The organism is Actinoplanes sp. SE50/110 (genome assembly GCF_900119315.1).
Classification (GTDB): Bacteria; Actinomycetota; Actinomycetes; order Mycobacteriales; family Micromonosporaceae; genus Actinoplanes.
Window position 1 is genome coordinate 7,604,602 of the sequence record NZ_LT827010.1, and the last position, 23,363, is coordinate 7,627,964.

17 protein-coding genes are annotated in these 23,363 nt (G+C 73.7%); 5 read left to right on the plus strand and 12 right to left on the minus strand.

Annotation, left to right across the window (positions count from 1 at the left end; translation table 11 throughout):
* Positions 1-25: 25 nt before the first annotated feature.
* The 8 genes from ACSP50_RS33975 to ACSP50_RS34010 form a co-directional block, all read right to left on the minus strand.
* Positions 26-1,192: a glycosyltransferase gene (locus ACSP50_RS33975; RefSeq protein WP_014693849.1), complete on the minus strand. Its 1,167-nt coding sequence runs from the start codon at positions 1,190-1,192 to the stop codon at positions 26-28.
* Entirely contained in the window at positions 1,170-2,405 is a 1,236-nt protein-coding gene (locus ACSP50_RS33980; protein ID WP_014693850.1) for a glycosyltransferase family 4 protein, read from the minus strand. The genes ACSP50_RS33975 and ACSP50_RS33980 overlap by 23 nt, the downstream gene beginning before the upstream one ends.
* On the minus strand, positions 2,405-3,676 hold the full coding sequence (locus ACSP50_RS33985) for a lipopolysaccharide biosynthesis protein (RefSeq protein ID WP_014693851.1): 1,272 nt from the start codon (positions 3,674-3,676) through the stop codon (positions 2,405-2,407). Before ACSP50_RS33985 ends, ACSP50_RS33980 begins: the two co-directional genes overlap by 1 nt.
* Entirely contained in the window at positions 3,670-4,542 is an 873-nt protein-coding gene (locus ACSP50_RS33990; RefSeq protein ID WP_014693852.1) for a hypothetical protein, read from the minus strand. Before ACSP50_RS33990 ends, ACSP50_RS33985 begins: the two co-directional genes overlap by 7 nt.
* Positions 4,539-6,473, minus strand: coding sequence for a hypothetical protein (locus tag ACSP50_RS33995; RefSeq protein ID WP_014693853.1), 1,935 nt, complete (start codon positions 6,471-6,473; stop codon positions 4,539-4,541). The genes ACSP50_RS33990 and ACSP50_RS33995 overlap by 4 nt, the downstream gene beginning before the upstream one ends.
* On the minus strand, positions 6,470-7,576 hold the full coding sequence (locus ACSP50_RS34000) for a glycosyltransferase family 4 protein (RefSeq protein WP_014693854.1): 1,107 nt from the start codon (positions 7,574-7,576) through the stop codon (positions 6,470-6,472). Before ACSP50_RS34000 ends, ACSP50_RS33995 begins: the two co-directional genes overlap by 4 nt.
* Positions 7,573-8,469, minus strand: a complete 897-nt coding sequence (locus tag ACSP50_RS34005) for a glycosyltransferase family 2 protein (protein WP_014693855.1) — start codon at positions 8,467-8,469, stop codon at positions 7,573-7,575. The genes ACSP50_RS34000 and ACSP50_RS34005 overlap by 4 nt, the downstream gene beginning before the upstream one ends.
* A gap of 133 nt (positions 8,470-8,602) precedes the next feature.
* A complete protein-coding gene (locus ACSP50_RS34010) occupies positions 8,603-9,379 on the minus strand; it encodes an L-type lectin-domain containing protein (RefSeq protein WP_014693856.1) in 777 nt (258 codons plus the stop codon).
* 716 nt (positions 9,380-10,095) lie between these two features.
* On the opposite strand from ACSP50_RS34010, the gene ACSP50_RS45265 reads away from it, so the two are divergent.
* The 3 genes from ACSP50_RS45265 to ACSP50_RS34025 all read left to right on the plus strand — a co-directional run bounded on the left by ACSP50_RS45265 (position 10,096) and on the right by ACSP50_RS34025 (position 13,871).
* The gene (locus ACSP50_RS45265) at positions 10,096-11,571 is read left to right on the plus strand and encodes a hypothetical protein (protein ID WP_099343929.1); all 1,476 of its coding nucleotides are present in this window, start codon (positions 10,096-10,098) and stop codon (positions 11,569-11,571) included.
* A gap of 233 nt (positions 11,572-11,804) precedes the next feature.
* Entirely contained in the window at positions 11,805-12,635 is an 831-nt protein-coding gene (locus tag ACSP50_RS34020) for a siderophore-interacting protein (RefSeq protein WP_014693858.1), read from the plus strand.
* Between the two features lie 33 nt (positions 12,636-12,668).
* On the plus strand, positions 12,669-13,871 hold the full coding sequence (locus tag ACSP50_RS34025; RefSeq protein WP_014693859.1) for an MFS transporter: 1,203 nt from the start codon (positions 12,669-12,671) through the stop codon (positions 13,869-13,871).
* Between the two features lie 48 nt (positions 13,872-13,919).
* Here ACSP50_RS34025 and ACSP50_RS34030 read toward each other — a convergent pair whose 3' ends face one another.
* Both ACSP50_RS34030 and ACSP50_RS34035 read right to left on the minus strand, forming a co-directional pair.
* Positions 13,920-14,882, minus strand: a complete 963-nt coding sequence (locus ACSP50_RS34030) for an LLM class flavin-dependent oxidoreductase (RefSeq protein ID WP_014693860.1) — start codon at positions 14,880-14,882, stop codon at positions 13,920-13,922.
* 111 nt (positions 14,883-14,993) lie between these two features.
* A complete protein-coding gene (locus ACSP50_RS34035) occupies positions 14,994-15,392 on the minus strand; it encodes an ester cyclase (RefSeq protein WP_014693861.1) in 399 nt (132 codons plus the stop codon).
* Positions 15,393-15,568: 176 nt separating this feature from the next.
* Between ACSP50_RS34035 and ACSP50_RS34040 the strand changes: the two genes are divergently transcribed.
* Complete coding sequence (locus ACSP50_RS34040; protein WP_014693862.1) at positions 15,569-19,741, plus strand: AAA family ATPase; 4,173 nt, start codon at positions 15,569-15,571, stop codon at positions 19,739-19,741.
* Here ACSP50_RS34040 and ACSP50_RS34045 read toward each other — a convergent pair.
* Positions 19,721-20,362, minus strand: a complete 642-nt coding sequence (locus ACSP50_RS34045; RefSeq protein WP_043512731.1) for a 4'-phosphopantetheinyl transferase — start codon at positions 20,360-20,362, stop codon at positions 19,721-19,723. The genes ACSP50_RS34040 and ACSP50_RS34045 overlap by 21 nt on opposite strands.
* 121 nt (positions 20,363-20,483) lie before the next feature.
* On the opposite strand from ACSP50_RS34045, the gene ACSP50_RS34050 reads away from it, so the two are divergent.
* Positions 20,484-21,146 carry an HAD family hydrolase gene (locus tag ACSP50_RS34050; protein ID WP_231956774.1) on the plus strand — a complete coding sequence of 221 codons (663 nt, stop codon included), beginning with the start codon at positions 20,484-20,486 and terminating at the stop codon, positions 21,144-21,146.
* 51 nt (positions 21,147-21,197) lie between these two features.
* Here the strand turns inward: ACSP50_RS34050 and ACSP50_RS34055 are convergent, their stop codons facing one another.
* Positions 21,198-22,970 (minus strand): hypothetical protein, encoded by a 1,773-nt coding sequence (locus ACSP50_RS34055; RefSeq protein WP_014693865.1) that lies wholly within the window; start codon positions 22,968-22,970, stop codon positions 21,198-21,200.
* Positions 22,971-23,363 lie beyond the last annotated feature (393 nt).

Below are 23,363 nucleotides of genomic sequence, written 5' to 3' on the forward strand. Positions count from 1 at the left end.
AATCGGCTTGTCGATCGGGGAACCGTCAGGACGGCGAGGAGGTGACGACGTCCCGGCCGATGCCGATCCGGGTGAAGAGGCGTTCATAGGCGTCCACGGTCCGGTCCCACGATGACGGGTCGGTGTGCCGCCGCCCGATCAGGCCGGCGGCTTCCCGGATGCCGGTGGCGAGCGCGGCCGGGTCGCCGGGCGGTACGAACACGGTGCCCGGATAGGGTCCGGCCGCTTCCACGAGGCCGCCGACCGAGGTGACGACGACCGGCAGCCCGTGGCTCATCGCGATGTGCAGCGGGCCGCTGGCCGAGCTGCGCCGGTACGGCAGGACGACCGCGTCGGCGGCCGCGAAGTATTCGTCGACCTCGGCGTCCGGCACGTAGCGGTTGACCACGGTGATCCGGTCCCGGGCCGGGGACGCCGCGATCGCCTCCAGCGGCAGCGTCCAGCCCTCCCAGGTCTCCCCCACCACGGTGAGCCGATGGTTCGCTCCGAGGTCGCCGAAGGCGGCGACAAGATCTTCCAGGCCCTTGTACGGCCGGATCGTCCCGAAATAGAGCAGGCGCACGATCCCGTCGGGTCCCGGCACCCGCTGTCCCGTGCCGCCGTGATGATCGAACGGCCCGTGCAGGGCGATCTCGGACGGCAGGCCGCCCAGGTCGTACACCCGGTTCAGTTGATCTTGGTCGTAGGCGGAGTGCACGATCACCCCGGACGTCCGGGCCAGCAGCGGGCGGATCGCCGCCCGGACGTAGCGGGCCGCCCAGGAGTGGCGCAGCTCCGCGGTGTCCTGCACCTCGTGGAACTCGATCACCACCCGGATCCCCATCCGCCGGGCGGCGGCCGCCAGCGCCAGATAGGAGTGCAGCACCGCGCCGGTCCACCACTGCAGCACCAGCACGTCGGGCCGCTGCTCGCGCAGGAAGGCGACGGCCCGGGGCAGGCTCGGCGCGGCCCACCAGTCGACGCCGTCGAAGACCTCGACGCCCGGCGCGTACGCCAGGTCGCTGAGCCGCTGCCCGACCCGGTCGCGCCCGGGGTAGAGCCGGGCCGGGAGCAGCCGGCGCATCAGGATCGCGCCCACGTCGTACCGCTCGTCCATAGCGTTGCTCAATCGACAGGTGTAATAGCTGATCCCGGACAGGAAGTGCCACCCGGAACCGGCGACCACGACCCTAGGACGACGCGACACAGGCACGGTAGACCTCCTCGATCTGCGGGACGACGCGGGCCGCGGTGAAGTCCAGCCCGCGCTGCCGACCGGCCGCCCGCAGCCGGTCGGCGAGGCCGGGTTCGGTGAGCACCCGGCGCAGTGCGGCGTGCAGCGCGTCCGGGTCGCCGGGCGGCACCAGCAGCCCGCTCACCCCGTCCTCGACGACGTCGGTGAGCCCGCCGGCGGCCGAGGCGACCAGCGGCGCGCCGCCGAGCATCGCCTCCACCGCGACCTGGCCCATCCCCTCGTTCAACGACGGCACCACGCCGGCCGCCGCACCCCGGAAGGCCGCCATCACCTGCGCATGCGGCACGTCGTGCCGGATCAGCGTGCCGGGCGGAGCCGGTGGCGTGTCGGGCCGCGGCGTGCCCAGGCAGACGAGCGCCGGCAATGGGCCGGACCAGGAAGAACACAGTCGGCGGTACGCGTCGAACAGCACCCCGATGCCCTTGTGCGGCCCGAGCGCCCCGACGAAGAGCAGGTAGTCCCCGGCCGGCAGCCAGTCCGGCCGGGGCGTGCGGTCGGCGAGCGCGTCCAGCCCGTCCGGGACCAGGCTGGAGACCACCCGCACCGGCAGGTCACCGGGCAGCCGTGCCTGGCCGAGCGCGGCGGCGACCGAGGTGGAGATCGCGGTGAGCACGTCGATGCCGCGGTGCCGGTGCGCGTGCAGCCCGGCGGTCAGGGCCAGCGAGCGCGGTCCGCCGTACTGCGCGCCGGCACAGTTCACGCAGCGGATCGGACCCGGCCCGGAGCACTGCCGGCCGGCCCGGGCGAAGGTCTTGCGCACGCAGGTCAGCCCGAAGTCGTGCGCGGTGTGCACGTGCGGGCGGCCGATCCGGGTCCGGCGCAGCGGCAGGTAGCTGTACATCATCCAGTCGTGGCTGTGCACCACGTCGAAGTGTTCGGCGCGCAGCACCCGGGCGATCGCGGTGGTGGTGAACGGGTCGGCCACGGTGGGGTGGAACGGCTTGGCGGCGTCCGCGTTCATCCCGGGCAGCAGGGTGGTGGCGACGCTGCGGACGCGGCGGACCCGTACCCCGTCAATCATCTCTTGATCTTGACGGGTGGCCGGTGTCGCAAGGGTCAGCACGGTGACCTCGTGACCGCGGCGGACCAGCTCGGCGCTGCTGGTCGCGATGCTGCGCTCCAGGCCGCCGATCACCGGGTGGTACAGGTTGGACAGGTGCAGGATCTTCATCAGGCGAGGGCCTTCCGGCGGGCGGAGAGTGCGACCGCGACCGCGCCGACCAGCAGCGCCGACATGGTCTGGCCGGTCAGCCAGGCGATCCCGGCCCCGGTCACCCCGGCGCCGGGCAGCAGCAGCCAGGACAGCGACAGGCAGGCGACCGCGCGGACCGCGTTGAGCCGGCGGCAGAGCCGGAACTCGCCGAGCGACCGCCAGTGCGCCACGGCCAGGTTGTTCACCGCGTCCGGCAGCGCCGCCAGCACCAGGATCTGCAACAGCATCGACCCCTCGGCGGCGTATCCGGCGCTGAACATCGCCAGGATCCGGCCGCCGGCCGCGAGCAGCAGCGCGGCCGGCGCGCCGACCATGGCCAGCACCACCAGCGCGGCCCGGCGCAGGCCGACCCGGGCGGCGTTGGTGCGTTCGGCGTACAGCGCCGAGGCGACCGCCGGGGAGACCATGAACAGCATCGACGCGGTCATCCAGGCGAGGTAGAAGTGCGCGTTGGCGCCCGGCCCGAGCCGCGCGGTGACCAGCACCGGCAGCAGCGCGGCCGGGCCCGCCTGGGTCAGGTTGATCAGGTGGTGGCCGGTCAGCGCGGCCCGCAGGTGCGGCACCTCGGCGGCCAGCCCGGTCAGCCGCAGCCGGGCACCGGGCCGCAGCCGGGGCAGCCCGGCGAGCACGGTCGCCGCGCTGACCACGATGGTCGGCAGGGTCCAGGAGAGCACCACGACACCGGCCGCGTGCACGCCCAGCGCCAGCAGACCCAACAGGGCGACGATTTTGCCGGCGGCAAGGCCCAGATTGCGGACGAACATCCCGTGGCCGGCCCGGTGCGCCACATACACGTTGTCGAGCAGCGTGGTGGCGGTGATCGCGGTCGCCGTGCCGATCATCGCGACCGCGCCGGCCGGCCGGGCCAGGAATCCGAAGTTCACCGCGACCATCGGCACCAGCACGGCGGCCCCGGCGGCCGCGGCCGCGGTGGCGGCACCGCCGGCCAGCAGGCCGCCGCCGACGATCCGGCCCCACAGCGGCGCGGCGCTGCCCGGCAGCCGTTGGATGAACATGTGCCCGGCGCCCAGGTTGGCGATCATGCTGACCGCGGTGGCCGCCGAGATCAGCGCGGTGGCCGTGCCGACCTGCGCCGGAGCCAGCGAGCGCGCCGCCAGCAGCCAGTAGAGGTAACCGAGCCCGCCGTTGACCACCGAGGTCGCCATGATCAGCAGGCTGTTGCGGGCCAGCGAGTCGTCCAGCACCCGGCGGGTCGCGGTGATCAGCACGCGGTCCGCCGCCGGGCCGGCACGGTGGTCGCGGAGCGGGCGTAGAAGACCGTGCCGGTCCCGCCCACGCTGATCCCGACCGGTCGCAGGCAGCCGTCCGGCGGCAACGCCGGCACCCGCACGCTGAGCGCGTAGACCTTGCCGCTGCCCACGGTCACCTGGCGGGTCGCCACGACCGCGGCGCCCACCCGCAGGCGCAGCCAGGCGGTGCTGGTCGGCAGCCCGGAACTGGTGATCCGGACCGGCACGGCCAGGCCGCGGGCCGGCACCGCGACCGGGTGGGTGAGCCCGGCCGCCCAGCCGCCCAGCGCCACCGTCAGGTAGCCGGGCAGGGCCGGGTGCGAGCCCCGCTCCACCGCGCGGATCGCCACCCCGCCGACGAGCAGCGACAGCGCGATCGGCAGCACGATGGCCGCGGCGGTGCGCAACGTGCCGGGGATCCGCGCGCCCGGGCGGTCGCCGGCCTCGCCGGCCACCCGCTGCACGGGCACGCCCACCTCGTCGTCCTCGTCGTCCCATCGGCGGCTGTAGTACAGGCGCAGCAGCCCGGCCACGCCGAGCACGGTGGCCAGCAGGGCGGCCCCGGCGATCAGCGGCACCGGGCTCACCGGGGCCCGCAGCGGGTGCAGCAGCAGCGCCACCGCGGGCAGCGTGAGCAGGCCGGTGAGCACCGCCAGGCCGGCCCGGACCGCCGGGATGCCGGCCTCGGCCGGCCGCCCGGCCAGGGCGAAGACCCAGAGCTCGCCGATGGCGAGCAGGGCGAGCAGGCAGGCCGGCAGCAGCACCGGCCAGGGCAGGCCGGCGGCCGGCAGCAAGATCGAGAGACTTGCGTACGCCGTGACCAGCGGCCGGAAGATCATCTTCATTGGGGGCGTCCCGCCGTCGGGTGAGCCAGGCTGTCGAAGTCGAAGCGGTAGATCGCCAGGTGCGGGCCGTCGTAGACCTTGATCAACCAGGGCATCGTGTCGAACTTGGTGAGCTGCGCCCGGTCGAAGGCAGGCACCCCGTCGTGGCGCAGTGGCTCGTTCGTCTCGAAGTAGATGTTGATGTCCGGCACCTGCTCGGCCATCCGCCGGTCGACCACCAGGAACTCGAAATGCCAGTCGCGCAGCTGGGCCAGCAGGTGCCGGTCGATCGGCTGCCCGGGGCGGGCGCGGTACAGGTCGTACGCCGGGAAGCTCGCCGACCCGGTGGCCGGCTGCTGCTCACCGTACGAGCCCAGGATCAGCCCGGAGTAGCGGTCGGCGACCAGCCGGATCCCGCGCCCCTGGGTGTCCAGCAGCCAGTGTGCCGCGGCCAGCACCTCCGGGGTGGCGGCCCGGGTGTCCGAGCCGTAGACCGGCGGCCCGGGGAACCGGTACGACGGATTCATCCCGGCCGCGTTGTTGCCGACCAGCAGCACCGCGCCGATCGTGCCGAGCAGGGCACCGGCGATCGAGCGCAGCACCCGGCCGGCGAACAGGTCGAGCAGCGCCACCGCCGCCGGCGCCGCCGCGATGGCCAGGCCGAGATAGCTGAACGCCCAGGACCGGCGCGCGCCCTCGGCCCCGGCCGGGGTGAGGATCAGCAGGGTGGCCGGGAAGTACAGGCCGCCGAGCAGCAGCATCGCGGTGATCCCGGCGTGGGTGACCGGCTCCTCGGTGTGCCGGCGACGCCACCACAGCAGCAGCGCGCCGAGCATGGCGACGGTCGCCAGGCCCGGGGCGATGTACGCCGCGGTCTGCTCCCACCAGGGCAGCACCGACTTGCTGAACAGCTCCCGGCCGCCCTCCTCGCCGCCGGCCAGGCCGCCGATCTGGGTCAGCGCCCGGCCCAGGTACGGGTCGAGGTAGCTGCCGGTGCGCGGGGCGATGATGCCCAGCCAGATCGCCACGATCAGCGCGGTGCCCGAGGTCAGCGCCCAGACCACCCGGGCCGGCGTGATCAGCTCCCGGACCCGCACCGACTGGACCGTGGTGACCAGCGCGAACAGCCCGAGAATCCCGGTCATCCAGAGCGCGGTCAGGTGGTGCGTGGCGGTCATCACCAGGGCCAGCAGCAGGGTGCAGGCGGCCCAGCCGAGCCGGGCCCCGGTGGTGGTGGCCCGGCTCGCCCGGACCGCCGCGACCAGCGCCCAGACCAGGATGCCGATGGCCAGCGACTCGTAGCCGAGCTGGGTGTCGAAGTAGAGGAACGAACTGTTCAGGCTGTAGCCGACGGCGGCCGCTGCGGCGATCCGCGCGTCCGGCCGCAGTTGCCCGGCGAGCACCGCCACCCCCAGGGTGAGCAGCACGTGCGCGGTGGTCAGCACGAACAGGGCGGCCTGCCAGACGCTCAGCCCGGTGAGCGCGGCCAGTCCGGCGACGCAGGCGTGCAGACCCGGGTAGTCGCCGATCACCCGGACGATCGGGTTGGCCTCGAAGAGCCGGCCGTCGGCCAGGATGTGGTGGCTCTGGCCCCAGTGCGCGTACTCGTCGTGGTAGAGCGGGCCGCTCGGGTGCCGCAGTAGTTTCGGCAGGTAGGTGAAGGCCCCGTAGCCGATCAGCACGGCCAGCCGCAGCCGCGGCGAGGTGCCGCGGCGCAGGGCCCACCAGCCGACCGGCAGGGTGAACAGCAGCATCCCGGCCCAGAACCAGCCGAACTGCCCGCCACGCCCCCATTCGGCCCGGTGGTACGCGGTCACGATCGCCGCGGTGCCGGCCGCCCCCGCCACGCTCAGCGAGGCCGCGCACCAGAGCGCCTCGGTGACCGGCGACCGCGGGCGGCCGGACCGCGACCCGACGAGCCCCGGCGCGGGCCGGGCGGTGACCGCGCTCACCGGCCTCCCGCTCCCGCGCCGGTGGGCAACGGCATCCCGGTGATCGCGGAGTACACCTCCCGGGTCGCGGCGACCACGTCGTCCCAGGTGGGCAGCGGCGCCGCGGTGGCCGACCGGCCGGCCGCGACGGCGTCGCGCAGCGCGTCGGCCAGTGCCGTGGTGTCCTCCGGATCGGTCAGCCGGACCCACGCGTTGCTACCGGCCATCCCGGTCAGCTCGCGGTGGGCCGGGATCGGCGAGGCGACCGTGGGGATGCCGGCGGCCAGCGCGTCGGCGACGGTCATCCCGAACGCCTCGTGCGCCGAGGCGGAGACCGCCGCGGACGCCCGGGCCAGGCAGCCGGCGAACGCGGCGTCGTCGAGCCGGCCGTGGAAGACCACCCGGCCGGCCACTCCGAGGCGGCCGGTGACCTGCCGCAGCGCGCCGAGCGCCGGTCCGTCACCGACCACGTCCAGCCGGTACGCCGGCCCGAGCTCGGCGATCGCCCGGATCACCCGGTCCACCCGCTTGTAGTGCTCCAGCCGGCCGGCGCAGACGATGCCACGCACCCCGGTCCGCTTCCCGGGCACCACCGGGCGCGGGTCGGTCCCGTTCGGGATCACCACGGCCCGGCCACGCGCCTCCGGGAAGTCGCGGTGCAGCAGGTCCCGTTCGGCCTCCGTGACGCAGATGATCCGGCCGGCCCGGCCGACGATGCGGCGCCCGAACGGCCGATAGATCGGGTGTAATGCGGCACGTATCCGGGTATGTCCGGTGCCGTGATAGTGCGGTGTGAAGACCAGCGGGGTCGGATGCCGTCCGAGCGTGGCGCCCAGCGAGACCAGCGCGTGATAGCTGTGCGTGTGCAGCACGTCGTACTCCACCGCGTGATCGCGCACCCACCGCCACAGCGGCAGCGAGATCCGGTAGTCCCGGGCCGGCACGGTCAGCGGGAAACGCCGGACCAGCACGCCGTCGACCACCTCGGTGGTGCGGCCGGCGTGCTGGGTGAGCACCTCGACGTCGTCGCCGGCCGCGATCAGCCCGGCGCACAGGCGCCGCACGTGCGTCTCCACCCCGCCGATGTCGGGGTGGTACGCGTTCGAGACGACGCCGATCCTCATCGTGCCGCCCGCCCGGCCGGCTGCCGGGACCCGCGGCGCAGGCCGCGCGGCCACTCCCGGGCGATGGTGCGCAGTACCCGGATGCCGTCGGTGAACGCGTTCAGGTTGCTCACCCCGTGGATCCGGTCGTGCTCGAAGCTGGAGACCTCCTCGATCGCCAGCCGGGCGCGGGCGGCCCGCAGGGTGAGCAGCGTCTCGATCTCGAAGCCGTCGCCCCAGAGCCGCCCGTCCGCGCCGGCCGGCGCCGGCGACGTGCTGTCCAGGTCGAAGACGTCCCGGTGACAGGCCCAGAACGCGTTGTAGCCGTAGCAGAGGTCGCTGTAGCGGGTGCCGAAGAGCATGTTGACCAGGACGCTGAGCATCCTGTTGCCGGCCCGGCGCAACCGGGTGATGTCGGCACTGCCGCCGCCGGCGCGGAACCGGGAGCCCTTGGCGAAGTCGGCGCCGGCCCGCAGCGCTTCGAGGAAGCGGGGAATCTCGCCCGGGTCGGTCGACCCGTCCGCGTCGATCATCACGATGATGTCGCCGGTGCAGGCGGCGAAGCCGCAGGCCAGGGCGTTGCCCTTGCCCTTGCGGTTCTGGGTGACGACGCGGATGTCCGGCCGCAGCCGGCGGGCCACCGCCACCGTGTCGTCGGTGGAGCCGCCGTCGACCAGGATCACCTCGTCGACCCGGGGCAGCCGGGCGAAGACGTGCGGCAGGTTGCGGGCCTCGTTGAGCGCCGGCACGACGACGCTGACCAGCGGCTCGGGTTCGGCTTCGGCCGCCGGCCGGGCCGGCGGTTCGGTACCGGTCACGGACTGTTCGATCTGGTCGAGTTCCTCGAGCTGTTCGAGCTCCTCGAGCTCTTCGGTGCCGGTCTCGGGCGGGAGCACACGGTCGACCGTGGGCATGGATTGTCTCCGATCGGGCAGGGTGGAGGCGGCCTCGGCGGGCCGGACGCATGGGTGCGGGGAGGTGGCGGACGGGTGTCACCGGTCCGCCGGGAGGGGCGGCCGGCGCCGCTCACACGACGCCGGCATGCCGTCACGCCTGCGGCGCGTCGACCGTCCAGTCGTAGACGTCCTGGTGGGAGACCCGGTCGCCGGTCGCGCCGGTGAAGCCGAGCCAGCCCGCACGGACACCGGTCTCGCGCGCCACGTCGACCCGCTCGTCCAGCATCAATTTCTCCTTGGCGGTGCGGTACAGGCCCCGCACGTACACGCGCAGCCGGTGGTCGGCGCCGCCGTAGGTGATCCGCGCCTGGAACGGCTTGCCGTACAGCGGAATCGACGCGGTCACCGCCTTGAGGTGCCGGTCCGGATTACCGCCGAGCACCACGGCCAGGTGGTTGCTGTTCGGATCGGTGGAGTTCTGGAAGGTGTCGAACTCGACCGCCACGCTGCGGCGGATGCCGCGGTAGCCGAGGCCGCCGCCCCAGCCGCCGAGCGCGCGCGGCCCGTGGCCCTGGGCGAGGAACGCGATGCCGTCCCCGCCCGGCCGGTTGTGGTGCAGGAAGGCCTTGAACGACGTGCTGAACGACCGGTCCAGGTCGACCTTCCCGGTCGACCAGGCGGAGCCGATCTGCTTGTAGCCGCCGGCGGTGAGCTGGATGATCCGCTTGCCGGTGCCGGTCCGGGTGATCAGCGCGGCGGTGCCGTTCAGCTCCAGGTCGTGCCCGTGGCCGTCGGTGATCGGGTGGCTCTCGTGCATGGCGCTCGGTGCGGCCGGCGCGCCCGTGGCGGGCACGGCGGCGAGTATCGACAGCACGGCGGAGACCAGCAGGCCACCCCGCGTCTGCCGCGATGAACGGGAAAGACGCACGACATGCTCCATTTCAGTCGATTTGCCCGACTAAGACCTGGCCTAAGGTAGGGCAGACTTCGGAGTCGCGTGACCTAGTTGTGGTTATTTCTTCCCTTCGGGCCGAATCCCCGGCTCACTCGTGTAGACCCGCCCCGGACGGGGACGGCGCGAACCGGCCGAGGTCGAAGCGGGTCGTCCCGGTCGGCGCCGGGTCGGCGCGAAACTCCCCATCACCGGCACGAACCTGAAGCCGCGCCCGAGAGAAGCCACACGCCACGGTTCGACCTCCACCCCACCCCGAGCACCCGGCGGCCAGGGGTGGACGGCGGCACTGCCCATGCCGCCGGACCCGGCCACGACCACGGCGAAAGCGGGCATCTTTTTCACCATTCTCGAAAGGCTTGGTCAGCCCATTCCCGCCGGCCGGGTGCCGGGCGCGGAAAAGGCCGCGACCAACCCACAGCTTGCTCACAGACAGTCATGGCAGCGTTTACGCGGGCTGCGGGGTGTGGTTGAGTTAGGGCAGGTCAGCGAAAAATCTGCCGATCACGATGAACCCCCGGCATCATCCGTTCGGCTGATGCCGGGGGTTCGCGGGTCACCACATATTTTTCCTTAAGTTTCGATCGCGGTATCATTAAATATTGTTCCGGAATTGATTTCTCACCGGGCTGCTCCTAACGTCTGGGCGTCGGCGTCACACAATGGCGAACGTCACCATCGAAGGGCACGTCATGGGAAGCACGGGTCACCGTCGTACCGGCCTCACGGCCGCCGGGTCGGGACGTGGCCGGCTGCTGGCCGCCGGTGCGGTCGTGCTGGCCGCCGGCGGCGCGATCGGGTTCACCCAGTTGTCGCACGCCGACGAGACCCCGCAGGCCAAGGCCGCGAGCCAGAGCGGCGCGGGCAAGATCGTCAACGGGCAGAAGATCCTCACCGACACCTGCATCGACAGCCGGCTCCCGGCGCACGACGGCTTCCAGAAGGGTGACCGCTGCGTCTCCACCGAGTTCGGTGAGGTGGCCTCGGCCGCCAACGACGCGTCGTTGCTGATCACCGCGGCGCCGGTGGTGGTCGCGCCGAACACGCCGTTCACGCTCAAGGTGAGCACCCGCAACCTGATCCGCGACCGGTTCCTCGCGGCCGGCAAGGGCGGCTACTACGTCGAGTCCAGCGTGCTGCAGAACGGGATCGTCCGCGGCCACTTCCACACCGCGTGCCGGATGCTGGCCAGCACCCGGTCCGCGCCCGACCCGGATCCGGTGCCGGCGTTCTTCGTGGCGACCGAGGACGGCAAGGGCGGGCGGACGCCGGACACGGTGACCATCCAGGTGCCGGGGCTGCCGGCCGAGGGCACCGCGCAGTGCGCGTCGTGGGCCGGTGACGGGTCGCACCGCACGCCGATGATGGAGCGGGCCAATCAGACGCCGGCCATCGACGCCGTGCGGATCCTCGTCCGCGCCGGAAACGGTGGCAACCAGGGCGGCGGGAACCAGACCGGTGGCAACCAGGGCGGCGGCAACCAGACCGGTGGCAACCAGGGCGGCGGCAACCAGACCGGTGGCAACCAGGGCGGCGGCAACCAGACCGGTGGCAACCAGGGCGGCGGCAACCAGACCGGCGGCAACCAGGGCGGGAACAACACGGGCGGCGGCGCCAACACCGGGAACAACAACACCGGGGGCGGCGGGAACAACAACACCGGCGGGAACGCGACGGCCACGCCCAAGGCGACGGTGAAGTCGACCGTGGTGCCCACCCCGGCCCCGACCAAGACGGACAACGGCGGCGAGACGGTCGGGCAGACCAAGTCGACGATCATCACGACGAAGCCGACCACCAAGGCGCCGACCAAGGCGGCCACCGCCTCCTCGACCGCCGGCAGCGACTCCTCGACCGCCGGCTCCTCCGGCGGCGACCCGGCGGCCGCCCCGGCGAAGACCACCAGAAAGGCCGAGCCGGAGGCGACCCCGACCGGGGACGCCGCACCGGCCGCCGACTACGGCGTGAACGTCGGCGCGGCCGACAACCCGGCGCCGAAGGGCACCGGGGGCCCGGGCGAGACGGTCGCCGAGCCGCCGGCGAGCACCAAGAGCGGGCCGCTGACGCTGCTCAGCGACCACCCGGCGGTGTTCGGGGGCGGGGCCGTGGTGATCCTTCTCGCGATCATCGGGTTCGCCTTCGCCCGGTCCCGGCCGCGGCGGTACTGAACCGGCCACCGGCCACGGTGGACATTCACAGGGCGGTGCTCCGGCGTACTCTTCGCCGGGCGCCGCCCTGCCCACGTCGTACCACCGGATCGGCGGCCGCCGTCGCCGGCGACCGTGACCCGGCAGGGGTGCCCGCCGGAAATCGAAGAGTGCCCGATGGGGGCGGTCGTCCGGCCGAAATGAAGGGTAGCCTTACCTGCCGGAGATCCCCTCCGGCGAGTTGAGGTGCAGAGATGGCGAACAGACCAGCGCGGCCGGCCCATCAGGGCGTGGTCACCCGGGTGGAGCGGCTGACGCCGCACATGGTGCGGGTGGTGATCGGCGGCGAGGCGATCGGCCGGCTCGACGCCGCGCGCTTCACCGACCACTACATCAAGGTGCTGTTCCCGCGCGACGGCGTCACCTATCCGGAGCCGTTCGACGTCGGCACGATCCGCGAGACCATGCCGCGCGAGGACTGGCCGCTCGTCCGCACGTACACGGTGCGTAAGTGGCTGCCCGAGGTGCCCGAGCTGTGGGTCGACTTCGTGGTGCACGGCGACGAGGGGATCGCCGGGCCGTGGGCGGCGCGGGCCCGGCCCGGCGACGTGGTCCGGTTCTCCGGCCCCGGCGGGGCGTATGCGCCGTCGCCCGACGCGGACTGGCACCTGCTCGCCGGCGACGAGAGCGCCCTGCCGGCGATCGCCGCCGCGCTCGCCGGCATGCCCGACGGCGCGCCCGTCCGGGCGTATCTGGAGGTCGACGGTCCCGACGAGGAGCAGGAGTTGCCCACCGCCGCGGACGCCGAGATCGTCTGGCTGCACCGGGGTGACCGGCCGGTCGGCGAGGCGCTGGTGAAAGCGGTGCGCGAGCTGGAGTTCCCGGCCGGGCGGGTGCACGCCTTCGTGCACGGCGAGGCCGGCTTCGTCAAGGAGCTGCGCGGCTATCTGCGGGTCGAGCGGGAGCTGCCGATGGAGCAGCTGTCGATCTCCGGCTACTGGCGCCGCGGGTTGAACGAGGACGGCTGGCAGTCCAGCAAGAGGGAGTGGAACGCGCAGGTCGAACGCGAACAGGAGACCCGCTGACCGGGGCCGCCCCGGCCCGGCGATGATGGTCTTGTGGCACTGCGGGACGAACAACTTGAAGATCGACTGACCGGCCCGCGTCGGGGGCGGACCCTCGCCCTCATCGCGCTCATCCTCGGCGCGGCCAACCTGCGGCTCGCGGTGACCAGCATCGGGCCGGTCCTCACCGAGATCCGCGCCGGCCTGCACATGAGCGGCACGGTCGCCGGCCTGCTCACCTCGGTCCCGGTCCTCTGTTTCGCCACCGTCGGCCTGCTCGCGCCCCGGATCGCCCGGCGGATCGGCCCGGTGCCGGTCATCGCCGGCGGCCTGGTGCTGCTCACCATCGGCCTGGCGACCCGGCCCTTCGCGCCCAACTCGGCGGTGTTCCTGCTGCTCAGCGCGGTCGCGCTGGCCGGCATCGCGCTCGCCAACGTGCTGCTGCCGTCGATCGTCAAGGATTTCTTCCCGACCCAGGTCGGCGCGGTGACCGGGCTCTACTCGGTCGCGCTGAACCTGGGGGCGACCACGGCGGCCGCGATCACCGTGCCGCTGACCGAGAGCTTCGGCGACTGGCGTCTCGGGCTGGCCTGCTGGGCGCTCGCGGCCGTGGTGGCGCTGCCTCCATGGCTGCTGATGGCCCGCCGGACCGGGCCGCGCCGGGCCGCGCCGGCGGCCGCCACCGCGCCGGTGCGGATGATCCGGCAGCCGATCGCCTGGGCGCTGGCCGTCTACTTCGGCATGCAGTCCACCTCGGCGTACGTGATCATCGGCTGGTTGCCGCAGATCTACCGCGACTCGGGGCTGTCCGCGGAGAAGGCCGGCGTGCTCTTTGCCACCACCTCCCTGCTCGGGGTGCCGCTGGGGATGGCGCTGTCGGCGGTGGCCGGGCGGGTCCGGTCGCAAAGCCTGATCGCGATCTGCCTGGGGGCGTTCGGGATCGCCGGGTACGCCGGGCTGTGGGCGGACCCCGCGGCGGCGCCGTGGCTGTGGGCGGTCCTGCTGGGCGTGGTGAACACGGCCTTCCCGCTCGTGCTCACCATGATCGCGCTGCGCGGGCGGACGCCGGGCACGGTGGTGCGGCTGTCCGCGTTCGCGCAGGGTGTGGGATATCTGATCGCGATCCCGGGGCCGATCCTGATCGGGGCGCTGCATGACGCGACGCACGGGTGGAAGGCGCCGCTGGGCATCATGGTGGGCCTGATGGTGCCGCAGATCGTGGCCGGCGCCTTCGCCGGACGTGACCGCCAGATCTGATCGCCCCGGGCTCGCAGCATGACCGATGCCTGGCGCTCGGGTGAACCCCTACGAGGCCTCCGTCGGGCGGTGGAGCCGGCTGGCCGCGGCGACCTTCGTCGACGGGCCGGGCGTGCCCGCCGGCCGCCGCTCACCGCCGCGGCGGTCGCCGTCCGGGGCCGCCGGCTCCGCTGACCCGCCGACCGGCCCGGTGCCGCGCAGACGCTGGATGACCGGCGCGAAGGCCTCCATGAACGGCCCGTTCACCGCGAAGTACGAGAAACCTCCCGCGGCTCGCCGCCGCAGCAGCTCCTCCGCCGCGTGGTCGGCGTCCCCGATCAGGAACGTCGCCGCCCCGGCCGCCGCCATCTCCCGCGGATCCCCGCCCACCTGCCGCGACAGCCAGGCGGGCAGCGCGAAGATGGTCGGGGCGAAAGCGGTCACCCCCACCAGCAGCTCCACCTGATCCGCCCGGTTCGACAGGCCACGGAACTCCGTCGCCGCCCGCGCCAGCTCCCCCGGTGTGGCGACCGGCGGCAGGCCGAAGGTCACCACGTCCGCCTGTTCCGCCGCGAGCCGCATCATCCCCGGTTTCGAGGCCGCCACCAGCACCGTGGGCGGCATCGGCAGGCCGCGTGCCGCCGCGATCGTGTCCGCCGTGCGCCGCAGCCGCTCCCCCGGCGTCCCCCACAACCCGCCCAGCGCCGCGGTGTCGGCGTGCCCGCCCGGCCGCCCGCCGCCGACCCCGAGCTCGAACCGCCCATCGCTGATCGTCTGCAGACTCCGCGTCTCCCAGGCCACCTGGGCCGCGGTCCGGTTGGGGGCGTTCAGCACATACGTGCCCACCCGCAGCGTCCGGGTGGCCGCGGCCGCCGCGGCCAGCGCCGCGAACGGCGACAGCGTGACCAGGGTGTCCGGGATGAGCAGGGTGTCGTATCCCAGCTCCTCGGCCCGCCGCGCATTCGCGGCCCATTCCGCACCGGTCCGCGCCTGCGCGGCGATGACCCCGAATCGAAACGCGCGCTCCGTCATCCGCCCACTGTCGCCGACGCGGCGAAAGACCGCGTCCGCTCCGGGACGACTTCCGGTGTACGCCCGGCGCGGTACCGCCGCGCCCGCCGCTGCGCCCCGCGGTGCACCCGGTCAGGTGAGCTGGGCGGCCAGGCCGGCGCGGTCGATCTGCATCCAGTACTCGGTGATCCGGCCGTTCTCGACGTGGTAGACGATCGCGTTGACCTGGCGGACCACCCGGCCGGTCGCGGTGTGGCGGCCGGTCTGGGCCAGCCGGACGTAGGCTCGGGCACCGTCCACCAGCAGGTCCTCCACCTGCAGGTGGAACTCGCCCCAGGTGTCGATCATCTCCTGTACGTGACCGGCGTAGTCGGCGGGCGTCCGGACGATCGTCACCGGGTCCTCGGACTGCACCTGGTGGGCCCGCACCCGCGGCGCCATCAGGGCGGTGGCGCGGCCCGGGTCGCGGCCGGACCGCACGTACGCCAGGAATTCGGTGACCACCCGCCGGGTGATGTCCGCATCGATCATGATGCGCACTGTCGCATGTCGCTCACCCATAGTGGTGCAGGCGCGGCCCGCGCGTGGGCAACAGCACAGTGGACCGGGCCGGCGCGGAACCCGTCATCCGGCCGGTGCCGCCGGTCGCCCGACGATGCCATCATGGGGCCTCCAGCGATGCCAGCAGTCCACCGAGGAGGGTCGCCGTGCCGGATCCGGACGACACCCCCGGCCCCGTCGAGCGCGCTCGCGCCGGCGTGCGGTCCTGGGTGCGGGAGAGCGGACGGCGCGGTCGCGCACGACTGCGCAGCGCCGGGCCGTACGCGATCCTCGCCTTCCTGACCGCCTCGGCGGTCGCACCGGTGGCCGGCGCCGGGCTCGGCGTCCCGGGGGCGTTCGCCATGGCGCTGGCCCAGCTCGGGGGCCTGGGCAGCAACTATCTCGCCGACGTGCTGGCCGGCACCGCCCAGCGGATGCGCGGCGGCGGCCCGATCACCGAGCAGCAGTGGCGTGACGCGGTCGCCGACGAGCTGCTGCCGCTGCTGACCGCCGGTGACGAGCGGGGCGGGCGGCTGCAGGCGGAGGTCTCCGCGGTGCTGCACGAGATCGACGCGGTCGCCACCGCGCTGACCGAGGCGGCCACCGCCGACGACGGCTTCCGGCATCAACTGGAGGCGGTCTTCGAGGAGCTGGGCAGCGACGTCGGCTCGCTGCGGTGGATGCTCACCGACGTCCGGCGGTCGCTGGACGATCTGCGGCAGCAGTTCGCGGGGCAGACCCTGCTGCTGCACCGGCAGCTGGAACAGGTCCGCCGGCAGCTGCTCGCCGTCAACCAGGAGACGGCCCCCGCCGCGCCGCCGCTGTCCGGCTCGGTGCCGCCCTATCCCGGACTGGCCAGTTTCCAGCCGGCCGACGCCCCGTGGTTCCGCGGCCGCGAGACGCAGGTGGCCGAGCTGCTGGCCCGGTTGAGCGAGCAGCTGGTGGGCGGTCCGCCCCTGGTCGTCACCGGGGTCTCCGGCGTCGGCAAGTCCTCCCTGGTGCGGGCCGGCCTGCTCCCGGCGATCGGCGCCGGCCGACTCGGCCCGGCCGCGACGGCCTGGCCCTGGATCGTGCTCACCCCCGGCGCCACTCCCCTGCGCGACCTGGTGCGGCACCTCGCCGGCCTGCCCGGGGCCACCCCGGAGCAGGCCGGTGACCCGGCGGCCGACGTCGACGGGTTGCTTCGCGACGTGCGCCGGGAGCCCGCGTCGCTCGGCGCGCTGGCCGGGCGGGCGGCCGCCGGGGGCCGGCGGCCGGTGATCGTGGTCGACCAGTTCGAGGAGCTGTTCACCCAGTGCGCCGACCCGGCCGAGCGGCTGGCCTTCGCGGCCGCGCTGACCGCCGCGGCGCCGGCGCTGGTGATGATCGCGGTGCGGTCCGACTTCTATCCGGCCTGCGTCGAGCTGCCGCCGCTGGCCCGACTCCTGGCCGGCGGGCATGTCGTGCTCGGCCCGCTGGACGCCGGGTCGCTGCGGCGGGCCGTGGTCGAGCCGGCCGAGCAGGCCGGGCTGAAGGTCGACCCGGGCCTGCCCGAGCTGATGCTGCGCGACCTCGGCGAGGGCGGCGCCGGGGCCGGCGGTTATGAGCCGGGCGCGCTGCCGCTGCTGGCACACGCGTTGCGCGCGACCTGGGAGCGACGGGACGGGGATCAGCTCACCGTCGAGGCCTACCGGGCGACCGGCGGGATCCGGCACGCGGTGGCCGAGACGGCGGAACGGATCTACCTGGGGCTGGGCCCGGAGGAGCAGGCGGCCCTGCGCGCGGCCCTGCTCTCCCTGGTGACGATGACCGGCACCGGCACCGTGGTGCGGCGGCGTGGCCGGCGGTCCCCGGACGGCTCCCGGGTGCTGGACCGACTGGTCGCCGAGCGCCTGGTCACCGCCGGGACCGACACCGTGGAGATCAGCCACGAGGCGCTGCTGACCGGGTGGCCCCGGCTGGCCGGCTGGGTGGCGGAGGCCCGGTCCGATCTGGAGCTGCGGCAACGCGTCGCGGAGGCGGCCGAGGACTGGGACCGCTCCGGCCGCGACCCGGACCTGCTGCTGCGCGGCGCCCGCCTGCTCGCCGCCCGGGAGCGGCTGATCGACGCGGACAGCCTGCCCGGGCCGGCGCCGGACTTCCTGGCGGCCGGCGCCGAGGCGGCCGAGCGCGCGGAGGCGGCCCGGCGGCGGGCGACCGGGCGGCTGCGGCGGCTGGCCGCCGGGCTCGGTGTGGCGCTGCTGCTGGCCGTCGCGGGCGGGCTGGTGGCGCTGGACCGGCAGCACGTGGCGGCCACCCGGCAACGGGAGGCCCAGGCGAGCCAGCAGGAGGCGGCGTCCCGGCAGTACGCGGCCGAGGCGGTGAACGCGCTGAACCGGGACGAGATCGCCGCGGTCCGGCGGGCACTCGACAGCTGGCAGGTGCGCGAGACCACCGAGGCACGCGGGGCGGTGCTCTCCGCGCAGATGGTCAACGCCATCGGAACGCTCGGCACCGACCCGGGTGGCACCGCCGCGGCGTTCAGCCCGGACGGCAGGCGCATCGCGATCGGGCACGGCGACGGGTCGGTCCGGCTCTGGGACGCCACCACGCTCACGCCGGTCGGGCAGCGGATGGTCCCGCCGAACCGGAGCACCCGCAGCTACACGCGGTCGTTGGCGTTCTCGCCGGACGGCCGGTTCCTGCTCGCCGGCGTCGCCGCGAGAAACGGCCTGTACATCTGGGACGCCGCCACCGGTGACCTGGTCCGGGCCCTGCCGGGCGGCGCCGGGGCGGCCTGGCTGCCCGGGACCTCGACGGCGATGGGCTGGCGCACCGACACCAAGGAGGGCATGCCCTTCGAGCTGGGGATGTGGGACGCCGCCTCCGGACGGCTGATCCGGTCGTTGCCGGTCGGTGACTACGCCGCCTACGACCTCGCGATCAGCGCCGACGGGCGATACGTGGCGGTCACCCGGCCCGTACCGTCTCCGGCCAAGGTGTGGCGGATCAGCGACGGGCGGCTGGTCACCACCGTCCCGGACACCGCGTACGTCGCGTTCGCCCCGGACGGCACGCTGATCGGCGCGAACCGGCTCGGCCAGCTCACCCAGTGGGCGATCCCGTCGGGCCGGCGCCGGCAAACGATGATCACCGAGTCGGTGACCCCCTTCGCGGCTCCGATCCGGGTGACTCCCGACGGCGTCGTCGTGGTCAACAACGGTCTGCATTCGGTCGCCCTGTTCGCCCTGGCCGGCGGTGATCGCCGGACGGAGGACACCGGGGTGGCGTCGCTCCCGTCGCCGGCGGTCTCCCCGGACGGCCGGACGATCGCGGTCACCGGCGTCGACGCGCCGACCGCGGTGTTCCGGCGGGCGACCACCTGGCTGCCGCACGGAACGCGGGTGATCACCAGCGCCTTCGCGCCGGACGGCCGGCGGCTGGCGACCGCCGGCGAGGACGGCAAGGTGCGGGTCTGGGACCCGGGCTCCCGGGCCCTGCTCACCGAGATCCCGACCGACGGCGTCCCGATCTCGGTCGCCTTCCCGGACCCGGGCACGCTGGTCGACAGCACCACGAACGGCAGACTCGAGGTGCGCGACGCGGCGACCGGCAAGGTGCGCGTGACCGTCCCGCTGCCCGGCACGCCGGCCGACCTCGCCGTGTCTCCGGACAGATCCCTGATCGCGGTGGTCACCCAGCAGTCCCAGGAGGATCTCACCAAGCGGGGGGTCACCGGGCAGGCGGATCAGGCGCTCGTCTACGACGTCGGCCGGCAGGCGGTCCGGGCCCGGTTCCCGCTGGGCGCCACGCCGTCCTCGGTGGCGTTCAGCCGGGACGGGACCTCGCTGTTCACCGGACTGACCGTGGCGGGCGGATACCACGACGGCTACGCCCTGCAGCGCTGGCGCACCGCCGACTTCAGCCCGGCCGGCAGCGTCCCGCTCGGCTATCGGCCGCTCGACATCGCGGTGTCACCGGTCGACGGTGCGGTCGCGGTCACCGGAACCAACGGCTCGGTCGAGGTCCGCGAGCCGGACGGCGCCCCGGTGCGGTGGCAGACCCCGCCGCAGATTCAGCAGGTCGACGCGATCGCCTTCGCGCCGGACGGCCGGACGCTGGCCTCCACCGAGTTCGACGGGCGGGTGCACCTCTGGGACGTCGGCGCCCGGTCGCTCACGGCGACCCTGAACGGTCACGACTACCGGTCCGGCGCGCTCGCCTTCGCGCCGGACGGGAGCCTGCTGGCCAGCTCCGGCTTCGACCACACATTCGGGGTGTGGCGGCTCGACCCGGTCGCGGTCCTCCCGGACCTGTGCCGGGTCGCGCGGATCGCCAGTCGCAACGACGGCAAGCCGCTCTCACCCCTGTGCGGGAACTGACACCGCGGTCAGGATCAGGCCCCGGTCGACCAGGTGCCGGCCGGCCAGCCGGGGCAGCGGCGACTCGATCAGGATGTGCCCGACGAAGGTGCCGTCCGGGTCGATGTCCAGGCGGGCGTCCTCGAAACCGAGCCAGCGGCCGGTCAGCGGAAACCACGCCTTGTAGATCGACTCCTTGGCGCTGAACAACAGCCGGTCCCAGCAGGTCTCCGGGTGCGTGGTGGCGAGCCGGTCCAGCATGGCGCGCTCGACCGGGTCGGTCACCGCGCCCAGCACCCGGGGCGGCAGTGCGGCGTGCGGCTCGGCGTCGATGCCGACGCCGGTCAGCTCGCCGGTGTGGGCGACCGCGGCGCCACGGAAGCCGGTGCAGTGCGTGATGCTGCCGACCACGCCGGCCGGCCAGAGCGGTTCCCGGTGGGGGCCGCGCGGGATCGCGGCGGGGGCGTGACCGAGGGCGAGCAGCGCCTCGCGGGCGCAGCGGCGGGCGGTCACCACCTCCCGGCGGCGGTTCGGGACCGCGGTCGCGACCAGCGATTCCTCACCCGGGTAACACGCCTCGTCCGGATCGTCGGTGAGGGCGAAAGCGGATCGCACGGGGTGGGGCAACAACCGATCCAGCACAGCCGGGAGTCTTGCACACCACCGCCGGGCGGCGGCTCCGACGACTGCCGGATCCCGGATGATCGGACAGGTCGGCGACGCGCCACCATCGGGACGGGCGGCGACCCCTACCCTGGCATCCGTGATTCGTGCGGTGATCATCGACGTGGACGACACGCTGTGCCTGACCGAGGCGGCGTCGTTCGACCTGGAGAACGACGTCCTGGCGCAGGTCGGCCAGCCGCCGATGAGCCGCGCGGTGCACCTGGCCACCTGGGGCGAGACGCTGCTCGACGCGATGCCGCACCGGTCGCCGGGCGTCGACCTGGAGCGGTTCGCGGCGCTGTTCCCCGCGGCGCATCAGCGGTATCTGGCCGACGGCCGACTCGACGTGATCCCGCCGGACAACCTGGACGCCCTCGATCGCCTGGTCGGCACCGGTCACACGGTCATGCTGCTGACCTCCCGCACCGGTCCGGAGGTGCAGCACCTGCTGGCGCCGGACCACGTGCTGGCCGGACGGGTCACCCGGGCGTACCACCAGGACAACACCCGGTACCGCAAACCGGATCCCCGGGTTTTCGACGAACTGCTCGCCGAGACCGGGTTCCACCCCGAGGAATGCGTCTACGTCGGTGACTCGCCGGGTGACGCGGTGGCCGCCGGCGGCGCCGGGATCCGCTTCATCGCCTGCCTGCAGAGCGGGGTACGCCGGCTGCCGGACTTCGACCCCCGGTTCGTGACCGCCGCCGTAGCGACGTTCCCGGAGGTCCCGGCGGCGGTCAACGAGTTGTCCGAGGGGTAGGCACCGTCGCGGCGCCGCGAGCGGTGCAGACCGGCAGCGCCGAGCGGTCCGCTATTGCACGGCGACGGAGTCGGCGGCGCTGCTGATTCCGGCCGACGCGCCGTCGCCGGCATAGCGGTAGCGGAACGCCCCGGAAGTCACCGCCGGCGTCGTCGTCCTCAGCTTTCCCGCGGCATCCGAGGTGGCCGTCCGGAGCCCGTTCCAGCTGCTCGCACCCGACTGGAGGAATTGCAGGTCGACGGTCTGCCCGGCGTACGGCCGGAACGTCCACGTCTCCCAGTCCGCCCTGCTCAGCGCCCCCGCGACGGTGATCGTCCGGTGCTTGGCGACGGGTTCCGGGGTGGCGTCGGTGGTCAGCTGGGTGGCTTTCCTGAGGGTCACGGTGGCCGCGTCGTGCCGGTCGATCATCCGGGTGCCGGCCGCGTTCTCCGCCCAGATCGCCACGTGCCAGTCGCCGGCCAGGGCGTTGCTGTTGAGCGCCCAGCGGTGGTCGTACGACCGGAAGTCGGCGGTGCACCGGCCGATGACCTGCTGGAATCGGACGCAGTTGACGCTGGCCGGGATGATGCCGTCCGGCTGGGTGTACGAGCCGTGGTAGAGCACCAGGCCGGACCGGATGGTCGCGTTGACCGGGTCGCTGACCGCGTACGTCGCGGTCATCGCCTCGAAGGTGCCCGCGGTGCCGACGGTGAGGGGCTGCCCGCCGTTCACCGTGACGCCGGAGATCTCCAGCTCGCCGCCGAATTCGCCGGTGGTGCCGAGCTTCTCGTCGGCGGGTTCGGCGGGGCCGGCGAAGGCGCGGGTCACCGTCCGGACCAGGGTGCCGGCCCGGTCGTTGGCCGCGGTGATCCGCAGCGACACGAACGCCGCACCGGGCGGCACGGTGATCGACGCGCCGCCCGTGGTGACCGACGCCGCGGTCCAGGTGGCGCCGTCGTCGGCCGACCACTCCAGCCGGTCGACCCGGGTGACCGCGTCACTGGACCGGGTCGACGGCGTGAGGGTCAACTGGACGGGCCCGCCGGACGCCCGGTTGCGGGCGTCGAGACCGGTGGCGCCGACCGCCACGTCGATCAGCGGCAGTCGGGCGCTGGTCGTGGTCGCCGACGAGAACGTCCAGGTGTTCTGGATCCTGGTGTTCAGCAGGGACTGCTGTGACCGGTGCGTGGTGGTCTGATCCAGTGTGTACAGCTGTGCGGCGGGCGGCACGTCCGCGGCCAGGCTGAGCGACGCGGCCGTCTTGAGAACCGTCCCGCCCGCGCTGAGCGTCATCGTGGTGCGCGAGGTGGACGGGTCCGAGCCCGGGTTGCCGGCGGTGTCGGTGAGCTGGATCGGCTCGTACAGGTAGAGCTTGTCCCGTTCACGGCGGGTCTGCGAGCCGTACCGCCCGGTGCCCGGCATGAGCGGCCCGGCGCCGACCGTCTCGGCGGTGCCGGTCTCCCCGGAGCCGAGGTTCACGTCGGTCAGGTTCAGGTTCTGGCTGCCGTAATCGACCAGCCGGGACCAGGTGACCCCGGGCGTCATGTAGGCCGTGAAGGTGCCGGGCGCCCGCAGGTAGGTGGCGAGGAACGTGCCGGACGACTCGCCGGTCATCGGCACCGCCCAGTAGCGCGCGCCCCGGGCGCCGACCGTGAACGACTTGGTGATCAGGTAGCTGTCGACGCCGTAGATGCCGTACATCGCGGTGACGAAGTAGTTGCCGGGCGGCAGGTCGGCGGTCGCTTCCAGGGTGTTCGCCGGGTTGTCGACCGGCACGTACGCCCAGGTGTCGGCGTTCCACAGGCCCATGAACTTGTTCCAGGCGGTCCAGTTCCGGGTGTCCATCACGAACGTGGTCCGGTACGGGGCCGCGGCGCGCGGCTGGACGGCGGCGCGCGGCGGCGTGCCCCAGGTCGCCGGGGCGGACGGTTTACCCAGCTCGCGGGCCTGGAGCTGGCCGCCGGCCGAGGCGAACGCGTACGGCGCGCGGCGGTCGCCGGAGGCCGGCTCGAACTGGAAGCCGGCGGACCACTCTCAGCGAACCGTTAGCGGAGGTTGATGCAGTCCCGTTCGGCGTACCCGGTTCCGCCGGCCGGACAGCCCGCGGTCCGGCCGACCACAGGCGGCATGGTGACCGGCGATCGGGTCCGGTGACCGACCGCGGGTGGCGGGGCGGGTCGATGCGTCCTGCGACCTTGAAGTTGATCTTGTATTGGTTCTTCTCTCTGTGGAACGGGG